This is a genomic window from Kordia zhangzhouensis (assembly GCF_001005305.1).
Lineage (GTDB): Bacteria > Bacteroidota > Bacteroidia > Flavobacteriales > Flavobacteriaceae > Kordia > Kordia zhangzhouensis.
Window position 1 is genome coordinate 360,331 of the sequence record NZ_LBMH01000004.1, and the last position, 13,184, is coordinate 373,514.

At 35.3% G+C, this 13,184-nt stretch carries 11 protein-coding genes; all 11 read left to right on the plus strand.

Translation table 11 applies throughout. The annotated features are described in order from the left end of the window. Positions 1–36: 36 nt before the first annotated feature. Positions 37–4,080 carry an SDR family NAD(P)-dependent oxidoreductase gene (locus AA088_RS08000; RefSeq protein WP_046744429.1) on the plus strand — a complete coding sequence of 1,348 codons (4,044 nt, stop codon included), beginning with the start codon at positions 37–39 and terminating at the stop codon, positions 4,078–4,080. A 75-nt stretch (positions 4,081–4,155) separates the two neighbouring features. Beyond that, on the plus strand, positions 4,156–5,415 hold the full coding sequence (locus AA088_RS08005; protein WP_046744430.1) for a hydroxymethylglutaryl-CoA synthase family protein: 1,260 nt from the start codon (positions 4,156–4,158) through the stop codon (positions 5,413–5,415). Beyond that, positions 5,403–6,173 carry an enoyl-CoA hydratase/isomerase gene (locus tag AA088_RS08010; protein ID WP_046744431.1) on the plus strand — a complete coding sequence of 257 codons (771 nt, stop codon included), beginning with the start codon at positions 5,403–5,405 and terminating at the stop codon, positions 6,171–6,173. Before AA088_RS08005 ends, AA088_RS08010 begins: the two co-directional genes overlap by 13 nt. 11 nt (positions 6,174–6,184) lie before the next feature. Continuing rightward, positions 6,185–6,931, plus strand: a complete 747-nt coding sequence (locus AA088_RS08015; protein WP_046744595.1) for a polyketide synthase — start codon at positions 6,185–6,187, stop codon at positions 6,929–6,931. Positions 6,932–6,954: 23 nt separating this feature from the next. Then, positions 6,955–7,914 carry an acyltransferase domain-containing protein gene (locus AA088_RS08020; RefSeq protein WP_046744432.1) on the plus strand — a complete coding sequence of 320 codons (960 nt, stop codon included), beginning with the start codon at positions 6,955–6,957 and terminating at the stop codon, positions 7,912–7,914. Positions 7,915–7,932: 18 nt separating this feature from the next. Further along, positions 7,933–8,640 (plus strand): MBL fold metallo-hydrolase, encoded by a 708-nt coding sequence (locus AA088_RS08025; RefSeq protein ID WP_046744433.1) that lies wholly within the window; start codon positions 7,933–7,935, stop codon positions 8,638–8,640. A gap of 47 nt (positions 8,641–8,687) precedes the next feature. After that, the gene (locus AA088_RS08030) at positions 8,688–8,933 is read left to right on the plus strand and encodes an acyl carrier protein (protein ID WP_046744434.1); all 246 of its coding nucleotides are present in this window, start codon (positions 8,688–8,690) and stop codon (positions 8,931–8,933) included. A gap of 21 nt (positions 8,934–8,954) precedes the next feature. After that, on the plus strand, positions 8,955–10,232 hold the full coding sequence (locus AA088_RS08035; protein ID WP_046744435.1) for a beta-ketoacyl synthase N-terminal-like domain-containing protein: 1,278 nt from the start codon (positions 8,955–8,957) through the stop codon (positions 10,230–10,232). 23 nt (positions 10,233–10,255) lie between these two features. Then, positions 10,256–11,380, plus strand: a complete 1,125-nt coding sequence (gene fabD, locus AA088_RS08040; protein WP_046744436.1) for an ACP S-malonyltransferase — start codon at positions 10,256–10,258, stop codon at positions 11,378–11,380. A 10-nt stretch (positions 11,381–11,390) separates the two neighbouring features. Beyond that, positions 11,391–12,293: an alkaline phosphatase family protein gene (locus AA088_RS08045; RefSeq protein ID WP_046744437.1), complete on the plus strand. Its 903-nt coding sequence runs from the start codon at positions 11,391–11,393 to the stop codon at positions 12,291–12,293. Positions 12,294–12,312: 19 nt separating this feature from the next. Beyond that, complete coding sequence (locus tag AA088_RS08050) at positions 12,313–12,954, plus strand: 4'-phosphopantetheinyl transferase family protein (protein ID WP_046744438.1); 642 nt, start codon at positions 12,313–12,315, stop codon at positions 12,952–12,954. Positions 12,955–13,184: the final 230 nt, after the last annotated feature.

A 13,184-nucleotide genomic window follows, 5' to 3' on the forward strand; every position in this document is an offset into this window, starting at 1 on the left:
AAACACTATTCAGTATAAAATATCATACCAATAACCATGTCAACAAACCAATCCACTAACGAAACGTATCCGATAGGTGTTTTTACTTCTGAATTCACAGGAAACGAACTTTTCTTAGCAGATCATATCATACAAGGACAAAAAATCCTTCCAGGAATGGCATATTTGGAAATTTCCAGAGCTGCTGTAGCAAACTCTATAACACTTTCAAACAATCAAATGATTGTATTAGAAGATAGTGTTTTTGTTCAAGCAATATTAGTCTCACAAAAACGTGAAGTACAAGCAAAAGTATATCCTGGAGCTACGGGTGAATTTGGAGTGGAAGTAATAACAAGTCAAGGCGTTCACTTTCAAACCAAAGCACTCATACAAACCAAAACCGAAGTTAGAAATAAGCATAACATTCCAGAAGTATTGAATCTAGATCAGTTGCAAAAAGAATGCAATCAATTAGGTCCTTCAAAATCAATATTTTATGAAAACATGCGAAAACGTGAGGTGTTTCTAGGAGCAAGTCATCAAGGAATTGAAACCATTCATATTGGAAATAATACGGCTTTAGTTGCTCTTTCTTTACCAGGATCAAGTGAGCGAAATATGGCTATGGATCCAGGTATGTTAGACAGTATAATACAAGGAGGAATTGCTTTAGCAAGTAATCCGGAAGCTAATGTAGTACCATTTGCTGTTAAAAATACTTTTGTTTTTGGAGAATTGACCGATACAATGGTTGCTTATATTGAAAAGAAAGAAGAAGGTATGGATTATACCGTTTCTGATGAACACGGAGAAGTCAAAGTGGTCATTAAAGGATTTCAAGCACGTGAAATAGAAATTGCTGCACAAGAAGAACAATTGGTATATTACAAAGCAACTTGGGAAGAAGTAGAAGAAACTGACGAAGAATCACACGAACATACAACGGTTATAAAGGCAAAAAATAGCTATGGCGAGTTGGTCAAATCTGTATTTTCGACAGTGAAAAAATGTATACAGGAAAAAACAGCAAATCATTTAATAGAAGTTCAATTACCAAAAGAACAACCTTCATGGAAAGGAATTATGGGATTACTAAAAACGGCTTCGATAGAGTATCCTAAAATAGAATATAAACTTACCATTAATAACAAGCCAATACAAACGGTATATACAGAAGCTGAACTATCTTCAAGTGAAACCTATACTTGGGGAACTAAAAAAACAATACTGATTACTGGTGCGCTTGGAGGTGTAGGAAAGTTAATATGTCAAGATATTGCGGAAAAAAGTGATTCTTGTGAGTTAATACTTGTTGGAAGAAGTGCACTAAATAGCGACCGACAAAAATTTATCAACGCGCTAAAAGCCCAAGGAATCAATACAACCTATGTTTCTTGTGATGTTAGTAATGAAAAGGAAGTAAACGATTTAATAAAAAAACACCCACACATTACAGGTGTTATTCATTGTTCTGGAAGCAATTCGGATAATCTAATCACGAAAAAAACACTTGAAGAAATAGACGAGGTATTAGCTCCAAAAGTACAAGGAATTCAGTATCTAGACAAAGCTACTTCATCATTACCTCTTGATTATTTTGTAGCTTTTTCGTCAATTGCAGGGGCATTAGGAAATGCAGGACAGGCAGATTATGCTGCTGCCAATGCATATATGGATGCATATATGACAAATCGTGCAAATCGAGCTATAGCTAAAAAATGTTCAGGGAAAAGCATTAGTGTCAATTGGCCATTATGGGAAAGTGACGGAATGCAACTTGATGAAGAAACCAAAAGGAATCTGAAAGAAGTTTTTAAAATCAAACCGTTACCTGCAAAGCAGGGATTAATAGCATTGCATCAAATCTTACAGAGTGATGCACAACAAGTAGTCGTTTTATACGGAAGTAAGAAAAATGTCAAAAACTTGTTTACCAAACCTAAAAAGAAGAAAAAAGTTGTAAAACCAGAAGCAACTGTTTCAGCAACTACAACTGACGTACTTCAACAAGAAATTTCTCAAAAAGTAAAAGAACAAGTAGCAGGACACTTAAAACGAAAAATTGAGCAACTAGACACCACCGCAGATTGGTCAGAATTTGGATTCGATTCAATCTTGCTTTCAAGTTTTATCAACAAATTTAATGCAGAATTTAACTTAAATCTTTTACCAACAGTTCTATTTGAAGCAACCAATATTGACGCATTTAGTCAATACCTCTATGAAAATCATGCTAGTTACTTTTCAAGTACTTCGATGTCTGAAAATCAACAAAAAGAGACACAATTACCTGTGGAGAAAGAAGAATCTGAAGAAGATGCTAATAGTACTCCATTTGCGCGTAGCTTCAAACAAAAATATAAGAACAGGAATTCCTATCGCGATAAAGATCTGGCAATTGTAGGAATGAGTTGTAAAATAGCTGGCGCAAACAATCCCGAAGAATTTTGGGAAATGTTAATCGGAGAAAAAGACATGATAAGTGAAATACCTCATGATCGTTGGGATTGGAAAGATTATCCAGGCATCAGCAAATGGGGCTCTTTTGTAGATGATATTGCTGCATTTGATCCATTATTTTTTGGAATATCTCCTGCAGAAGCGATTTACATGTCTCCCGAACAACGCTTAATGATACAATATGTGTGGGAATGTATGGAAGATGCTGGATATGCACCAGACGAACTTAGAGGAACCAATACAGGTTTATTTATGGGATGCGGACCAAGTAGTTATGTGCATTTATTAAGTTCAATGCCTGTAGAAGCTTACTCAGCCACAGGAATGGTGCCTTCTGTAGGACCTAACCGTATCAGTTTTCTTATGGATTGGCACGGGCCAAGTAATCCTATTGATACAGCATGTAGCAGTAGTTTAGTAGCATTACATCGTGCCATGGAAGCAATCAACTTAGGGCATTGTGACCAAGCGTTTATTGGTGGAGTAAATGCATTACTTACACCTGATGTATACATAAGCTTCTCCAAATCAGGAATGCTTTGTGAAGATGGACGTTGTAAAACCTTTTCTGATAAAGCAAACGGTTATGTTCGTGGTGAAGGAATAGGAGTTTTAATGGTAAAAAAACTAAAAGATGCAATCAAAGATGGCGATCATATTTATGCTGTAGTAAAAGGGACAGCCGAAAATCATGGAGGACATGCCAATTCGCTCACAGCACCTAATCCAAAATCACAGGCAGCAGTAATTAAAAGAGCGTTGCAAGACGCCGAAATGGATTTTAGCCGTGTGAGCTATGTTGAATGCCATGGTACAGGAACGCCTCTTGGAGATCCAATAGAAATTGAAGGACTCAAAATGGTCGCAGCAGAACGTTCGAAAGCAGCAAACGATACACAGGAGTGCAAACTAGGAAGTATTAAATCGAATATAGGACATTTAGAATATGGCGCTGGTGTTGTAGGATTGTTAAAAGTCATATTGCAGATGAAACACCAAAAAATTGCTAAAACACTACATTGTGATGCAATCAACCCATATATTAAGTTAGAAGGGACTCCTTTCAAAATTGCTCATCAATCAAGCGATTGGGAACACTCGAGTACGCAACCTCGCGTAGCAGGTGTAAGTAGTTTTGGATTTGGAGGTGTCAATGCACATATTGTATTACAAGAATATGTAGTACCTAAAAGCGCATCGGTAGAAAATGAAACAACAAAACCGCAAAAAATGGTTTTTGTAGTATCTGCTAATGACTCAGATGGGCTTGTAAAATACGTTTCGAAATACAAAACATACATTCAATCTGTTGAACAAAATATTGAAACTTTAGAACGTATTGCTTACACATTACAAACAGGACGTGCTGAAATGCCTGAACGTATTGCTTTTGTGGCAGATTCTTTTGCAGATTGGGAACAACAAATAGATGCATTTCTTAACGAACACGAAGTATCATCATCAGGGAAAATATTTAGAAATTCAGTCTATCAAAAAAAGAATAAAAATACTCAATCAGTAGATGCAACTCAACGTGAATACATTCAACAATTAGTCAAAGAAAATCAACACGAAAAAATAGCAAAACTGTGGACAGAAGGAACTGCTATCGATTGGGAAATACTATATCAGAATTAAATCAACAAAAAAATAACAACCAAAAACAAAAGAAGATTATACTAGGTCTTCTCAAACAAATTAAATACTAAACACATGAAATTAGTTGGAATTGAAGCAATCAACGTACATGCTGGATCAGCATGTTTAGATGTAAAAAAATTAGCAGAACATCGCAATCTAGACATGACTAGGTTTGAAAACTTATTAATGAAAGAAAAAACAGTGGCATTACCGTATGAAGATCCAATTACGTATGGTGTCAATGCAGCCAAACCTTTAATTGACGCATTAAGCCCTGAAGAACGTGATCGTATTGAAATGGTAATCTCTTGTACTGAATCAGCTTTTGATTTTGGTAAATCAATGAGTACCTATTTTCATGATCTTTTAGGATTAAATCGTAATTGTCGCCTATTCGAATTAAAAAATGCTTGTTATTCTGGAATAGCAGGTTTACAAACAGCAGTTAACTTTATTTTATCGCAAACCTCTCCTGGAGCAAAAGCACTAGTAATAGCAACAGATGTATCTCGCTTTATGGTAGAAGAAGGAGGAGATGCACTAACGGAAGATTGGTCGTTTGCAGAACCAAGTGGTGGCGCAGGAAGTGTTGCTTTATTAGTGAGTGATCAACCACATGTTTTCCAAATAGATGTGGGAGCTACTGGATATTACGGGTATGAAGTAATGGATACATGCCGCCCTACGGCAGATGGAGATGCGGGTGATTCTGACTTATCTTTATTATCATACTTGGATTGTTGTGAAAATGCATATCTAGAATATCAAAAAAGAGTTGAAGGGGCAGATTATCAAACAACTTTTGACTATTTAGCATTTCATGCACCTTTTGGTGGAATGGTAAAAGGAGCTCATCGAAATATCATGGGAAAATTAACCAAAGCCAAATCAAAAGAAATAGAAGAAGATTTTCAACGAAGAGTAATGCCAGGGCTTGATTATTGTCAACGTGTGGCAAACATCATGGGAGCTACAGCTTTATTATCTTTAGTAAGTACAATTGCTAATGGAAATTTTGACACTCCAAAACGAATTGGTGTATTCTCGTATGGTTCTGGTTGCTGCTCAGAATTTTTCAGTGGAGTTGTTCGAAAAGAAGGTCAAGAACGTTTGAAAAAATTCAATATTAAAGAAAAACTAGACAATCGCTATGAAATGACTATGGAAGAGTATGAGCAGTTATTGGTAAACAGTAATGCTGTAAAGTTTGGAACGCGTAATACAAAACTAGACGAAAACTTTATTCCTCAAGCAAGAAAAGCATTAGGAAAAGAAACCTTGTTTTTAAAAGAAATTAAAGAATTTCATAGAGAATACGAATGGATATCTTAAATACAGCACATTACGACACATTACAAGTAAAACTTAAAGACGAAATCTGTTTTATTCAGATTCATCGTCCTGAAGAGAACAATACGATTAACGATCGTTTGATTGAAGAATTTAAACAAGTATTAACTATTTGTAATACGGAAGCAAAAGTCGTTGTAATTGAAGGCTCTCCAGAAGTATTCTGCTTTGGAGCCGATTTTAAAGCTATCAACACAAAAACCAATCATCAAGAACAAAACCCAGAGCCTTTGTATGATGTTTGGTTACAACTAGCTACAGGTCCTTACGTATCAATTGCACACGTACGTGGCAAAGCAAACGCTGGTGGTGTTGGGTTTGTAGCTGCTTGCGATATCGTTTTATGTGAAGAAAAAGCAGTTTTCAGTCTCTCAGAACTACTCTTTGGTTTGATGCCTGCTTGCGTGTTACCTTTTCTCATTAGAAGAATGGGGTTTGCCAAAGCAAACTATTTAACAATCATGACACAACCAATAGATGCTAGTCAAGCACTTGAATGGGGACTGGTTGACGCTTGCGAAGAAAACTCTCAAAACTTGTTACGAAAGCATTTATTACGCCTCCGCAGATTGAACAAAGCTGGTGTAGCACGCTACAAAAAATACATGAACAAACTCGATACATTGCCAAAACGATCTAAAGAAGCTGCTATTGAAGCCAACATCGAAGTGTTTTCGGATGAAGAAAATGTAAACAAAATCAAACGATTTGTGACAACGGGACAATTTCCGTGGGAATAAAACAATCAAATATGGAAAACGTAGTAGAACTCACCGAAATTGACGATGCTATCATTCAAATAAAAATGCAGGATAAGAAAAGTAAAAATACCTTTTCTCCAGCATTGACAGATAGTTTGATTAAAGCGTATCAATATATCGGGACTCAAGAAAAATACAAGGCAGTCATTCTTACAGGGTATGATACTTATTTTGCAAGTGGAGGAACACAGGAACAATTAATGACACTATCTGAAGGAAATTCAAAATTTACAGATTTCGACTTATACAGTCTGTCATTAAATTGTCCTATTCCAGTAATTGCTGCTATGCAAGGTCATGGAATTGGAGGTGGATTTGCAATGGGTTTATTTGCAGACTTTGTTGTAATGAGCAAAGAAAGCATTTATACTACTAATTTTATGAAATATGGTTTCACACCTGGTATGGGAGCTACATATATTTTACCTAAAAAAATAGGCATCACTTTAGCAGAAGAAATGCTACTAACCGCTAAAAATTATCGTGGAGAAGAACTTAGAATGCGAGGCATTCCTTTTTCTGTGCTTCGTCGCGAAGAAGTGATGAATCATGCCTACGAATTAGCCAAAAGTCTAGCCGAAAAACCTAGAGTTTCATTAGTTGCTTTAAAAGATCATTTGGTAGCTGAAATGCGTAACGAATTGCCTAAAGTTATTCAACAAGAAGTCAAAATGCACGAAATTACTTTTGCTCAACCAGAAGTGAGAGAGCGTATTAAAACACTTTTTGGAGAATAATAAAAAGCAAAAACTTAAAAACAATGAACACAAAAAATGCATTTCTCTTTTCAGGGCAAGGTTCACAATACTACGGAATGGGCAAAGAACTATATGAGCATCATACAGTATTTAACCATTGGATGAATCATTGTAGTGAAATTATTTCTCCGCAAATGGGAACATCACTAATAGAAATGTTATACAACCCTTCCAAAAAAGGACAGCCATTCGATCAATTATCATATACAAATCCAACATTGCTAAGTGTGCAATACAGTCTCTTTAAAATGATGGAAGATATGAATATACAACCTGATTTCATGATTGGTTACAGTCTAGGAGAAATTGCAGCTTGTATGGCTTCGGAAATGATTTCTTTGGAAGACGGATTACAACTCTCGGTTGATATGGCAAAAATGGTGGAAAGCAAAACTCCTAAAGCAGCTATGTTGGCCATTATGGCAGGAAAAGAAATAATCGTAGAAGATCCTAGTTTATTTTCTCAATGTTGGCTAATTGCGACAAATTTTTCACAAAGCTTTGTTGTATGCGGATTTCCAGAAGACATTCAACATTTGCAAAAAGCATTGCAAAAAGAAAGTATCGTGTCTCAGCTATTGCCAGTAAATAATGGGTTTCACACACCATTACTTGATCCAATTGAAGATGAACTAAAAGAAAGAGTTCGAAAAGTACAAATATCCAAAGGAAAAGTACCTATTGTTTCTTCAAAAGATACTCGCATCAAACACGAAATAACTCACGATGACTTTTGGGAAGTATTACGCTATTCTGTCAACTTTGAAAATACAATAAAAAATCTTGTCAATATGCATGAGTGTATATTTATCGATCTTGGACCAAGTGGTTCTTTGGCAACATCGGTAAAATATATTTTGGCAGACAACACGAAATCAATTCCATTGCAACTCATCAATCAATATGGGAAAAATTTGCAAACACTAGAAAAATTCAAAGAAAATTTTTCAGTGATACACTAATGAAAAAGAAATGTGCGTATGAATAACAATACTTTAGATTCTCAGCAGGAAGGATTAGAACCACAAGTAGTCGTATTGAGAGTATCTAATATGTTTGTGATTAATTACAATTATTTAGTAATTGATCATATCAATAACGAATCAGTCATTATAGATCCTGCGTGGGATTTGGAAAAAATTGAACAAGCAATTGAAGTGAGTAACACCACTTTAAAAGGCATAATAATTACACATTCACACTTTGATCACCTGAATTTAGCAAAACCCTTAGCAGAAAAGCATAAATGTCCTATATGGATGTCGCATACAGAGATTGCTATTTCTGGATTTGAAGCGCCACAATTGCGAGCTATTGACGCAGAAGCTTTTTGGATTGGTTCATTAAAAATAGTTCCGTTACCAACACCAGGACATACCGAAGGAAGCACATGTTATTTAATAGGAAACAATCTATTTAGCGGTGACACATTATTTATAGAAGGCTGCGGATTGTGTGCAGATACAGCAGCAGCGCATAACATGTATAAAAGTCTCAACCTTATAAAAGAACACATGCGTCCGACTACGCGAATTTTTCCAGGACACAAATATGCACGATCTCCTGGAGAACCATTTTCAACAGTCATGCAGAATAATATTTACTTACAATTTTCAAACAAAGAAGATTTTGCTTCTTATCGTTTACGAAAAGGACAAAATCATGCAAAATTCTTTGAATTTTACTAAAACAATAAATCAAATAAACTTAAATATCTAACTTAAAACTTAAAATTATGTCAAAAGAAGAAGTATACAACGTTGTACAAGAAACTATTATGGATGTGCTTCCTGATGTAGAAAAAGAGAACATTGCCATTGAAAAACAGCTAAAAGATATTGGAGCCAATTCTATTGATAGAATGGAAATCGTAACAATGTCTATGCGCGAACTCAATATAAAAATTCCATTAATGAGCTTTGCTGGTGTAAACAATATTGAAGGGTTAGTAAATGTATTACATGAAAATGTAAATAGCTAAATGACCAAAAAGTATTAAACTATGCTACAAAAAAGCACGATCAACATTACAGGAATGGGCATTGTTTCTGCTATTGGAGATACTATCAATACTTTTACCAACTCTTTACAACAAGGAATCTCAGGAATACATGCAACACATCCTAAACTAGAACCGAAACTTTCAGTTCAAATAGCTGCAGAGGTTCGCGATTTTTCTTTTAGGGAGAAATTGCAAAACATACCAAACATTCCAGAAGAAAAGCTTGCTAAAGCAAAACGTTTGGGACAGCGTGCCCCATTTGTCATTCAATCCACTATCTTGGCAGCTTTACAAGCTTGGTCTGCTGCAAATTTGTTTGAAAAAAAGCTTGCATCTGAGCGAATAGGGTTGGTGGTAGCAGGACAAAATAGTACACAAAAGTATCAATACGACTTACTTTCTCAATTCAAAGAAGATCCAGAGTATCTATCGCCAAGATATGCACTAGAGTTTCTAGAAACTAACCAAGTAGGTGTGCTTAGTGAATTGTTCGAAATTGAAGGAGAAGGTGTTGTTGTGGGCGGAGCTTCTGCTACCGGAAATGTAGGAATCATAAAAGGGTATCAATTACTGGAGTTAGGCATCGTAGACGCTTGTTTAATAGTAGGCGTGCCTGCTGATTTGTCTCCAATGGATATTCAAGGATTCATCAATATTGGTGCTATGGGCGGAAAAAAATACAATCAACAACCGTCATTAGCATGTCGCCCTTTTGATGAAGAACATGAAGGGTTTATCTACGGACAAGCCAGTGCAAGCATCATCTTAGAAACCCAGCAAAGTATTGAAAAAAGAAATGTTGCTTCGTTAGCAGAAGTTGTGGGGTATGGATACAATTTAGATAAAAATAGTTCTGCCAATCCCAACCTAGAAGGAGAAGAAAAAGCCATGAGAGCTGCGTTGCAAAAAGCAGCAATTTCTCTTGAAGATATCAATTATATCAATACGCATGGAAGTTCTTCTCCATTAGGAGATAAAACTGAAGCAGAAGCTATTTACAATGTCTTTTCTAATCAAATTTCACATCTATACTTAAATGCAACGAAAGGACTTACAGGGCATTGTTTGTATACCGCAGGAATGGTTGAAGCTATTGCAACTGTTGTACAAATGCAACACAATTTTTTACATCCCAATATGAATCTAGAAACTCCAATTCGAAAGGATATACAATTCTGTGGAAAAACAGCGATGCACTATACAATCCATACAGCGTTGAGTAATTCTTTCGGTTTTGGAGGAATCAATACGTCTATTGCATTGAGAAACAACAACTAAAAAATCAACTAAAAAATAAAAAAATGAAGAAAACATACTTATTTCCAGGTCAAGGTTCTCAAAAAAGAGGAATGGGAGAAGGACTTTTTGATGAGTTTCCAGAGTTGACTAAGAAAGCCGATAAAATTTTAGGGTACTCTATCAAAGAGTTGTGTTTGGAAGACCCTAATAAAGAATTAAATCTGACACAATTTACACAACCAGCTCTTTATGTGGTAAATGCTTTATCCTATCAAAAGAAACTTAAAGATGGGGAAAAAGAGCCAGATTATGTGGCTGGACATAGTCTTGGAGAGTACAATGCTTTACAAGCTGCAGGAGTTTTCAGTTTTGAAAGCGGATTGAAACTGGTGAAAAAGAGAGGCGAATTGATGAGCCAAGCTAAAAATGGAGGAATGGCAGCAATATTGAATTCTTCTGAAGAGCAAATTCAGGAAATTTTGAAGGATGCTAATCTAGAAACCATTGATATCGCAAATTTAAATGCAGCTTCACAAATAGTAATTTCTGGCTTAAAAGAAGATGTAAACAACGCACAACCTTTTTTCGAAAAGGCGGGAGTCATGTTTATTCCTCTTAATACAAGTGGTGCTTTTCATTCGCGATATATGAAGGGTGCTGCAGAAGAATTTGAAAAATTCCTCAAGAAAAAGCGTTTTTACAAACCAAAAATAGAAGTGATTGCTAACATTACTGGAAAACCTTACGATCATAAAGAAACTGCACAACATTTGGTAGATCAATTACATAGTAGTGTACGTTGGTCCGATGGAATGATGTATTTATTGGAACAAGGCGATATGGAGTTTGAAGAACTTGGTGTTGGTGAGGTATTGACCAAACTAACAGGGTATATTAAAAGAGATTTCAATAAGAAAGAAAAAGCAGTTCAAGAAGCTCCTAAAAAAGAAGCTCCGAAGGCTACCAAAACAACCAATAAAGCCGTAACAAAAAAATCTCAAGATTCGTCTGAGTTAGTTGCGCAGTGGAATGCTTCACATCCAGTAGGAACAAAAGTGAAATCAGATTTTTATGATTCTGAATTAGAAACTCGTACAAAAGCAATGGTACTATTTGGTCATCGAGCAGCAGTATATATGAAAGGGTACAACGGATATTTCGATTTACGTGAAGTAACGCCTGTCTAAACGCTGTTACATGCAAAACAAGCTTATATATATTTTTTTAGATGGGGTTGGTTTAGGTGATGAGGTAGCAACCAATCCTTTGGCACAAGTCAGTATGCCTACACTATCCCAAATTGTAGGTAAAAAACTAATTAGAGATGTAGAAGTACTAACTGAAAATGTACTACTCAAAGGAATTGACGCATGTCTAGGAGTAAAAGGTGTGCCGCAAAGCGCAACGGGGCAAACATGTTTATTTACTGGCTATAATGCACAGGCATTTTTGGGATATCATTTAATGGCATATCCTAATGATGAACTGGTTCAGATTATTGAACAGCGGTCTATTTTTAAATATGCTAATGAACAAGGCTTAACAAACATTTTCGCTAATTCATATACCGATGGATTTTTCCATTCAAACAATACCTCAAGATATAGTGTTACGACGCGGAGTGTACTAGCTGCCAATAATCGATTCAACACTATGGATGACTTAATGAAAGGAAAAGCCGTTCATTGGGATATCACAAACAGTACATTACAAGAGCTTCCAAACAATCGCGTACCAGAAGTAAGCCCTTATCAAGCAGGAATCAATTTAAAAAACCTTACAGACGACTATGACTTGGTTGTATTTGAATGTTTTTTGCCTGACTTGATTGGTCATCGAAAGGATATGGAAAAAGCACGCTGGTTTTTTGAACTATTCGATGAATTTTTGCGAGGAATATTGTATAACAAACAAGATAATATTCATATATTGATAAGCAGCGATCATGGAAATATAGAAGACCTGTCTTTTGGAGGTCATAGTATGAATGAAGTCCCATTGTTAGTCATTGGTAAACAAGCACTTCAATTTCAAAATGTATCAAGAATAGACGAGATATTTGACGCTATATTTTCAAAACTATTTCATGTTAAAAATTAATTTCTAAGTCATAATAAGTTTGGTTGATATCTTTTTCACATCTTTCAAAGAACCTTTAGATGACACTGTGTATTCGGAGTTTTTGTCATTACTTCCAGAAGATTTACGGAAGCGCAACGCTCGATTCATGCGATGGCAAGATAGGCATGCTAATCTCTTTGGAAAACTACTTTTGATAGAAGCTTTAAAACATCATAATATCAATACCAATATATGGAATTTAATTACATATGGAAAACATAAGCGACCGTATTTGACACTTCCTACGTATGATTTTAATATTTCGCATTCGGGAGATTATGTAATTTGTGCAATAAGTAAAAACATCCAATTAGGTGTTGATATAGAAGAAAACCGAGCAAGAAGGTTCAATCATTTCGATAATGTAATGACAAAAAAACAGTGGAAAGATATTCAAAGCTCTAACAATCCTATAAGAACATTTTATAAATACTGGACTATCAAAGAAAGTGTAATCAAAGCAGATGGAAGAGGGTTTTACATTCCGTTAGATCAACTTGAAATAAGAGACAATACGGTTCAATTTGAAGACAGACTCTGGTTTTTAAACAATCTAGATTTTGCCGAAGGATACAGTGCAGCTATTGCTACGAGTAAATTGACGACATTCAAAACACATGAGCTAAATTTTTACGAATAAAAACCTATGTAAAATGTATATAAAAGCGTACCAGAGGTACGCTTTTTTTAGTTGAAAACAATTGAAAACAAAGAAGGTTGACATAAGCTATATATGAAAATTCAAATTCTAGGAAAAATATAGAATGCCTAAAACTTTGTAACAGAAACACTTGTGATTTTATAGATAAATTAATAATGACTTTATTTTAAGTTGGCCTATAAAAACTTTATTTTTGAGAGGCATGGAAT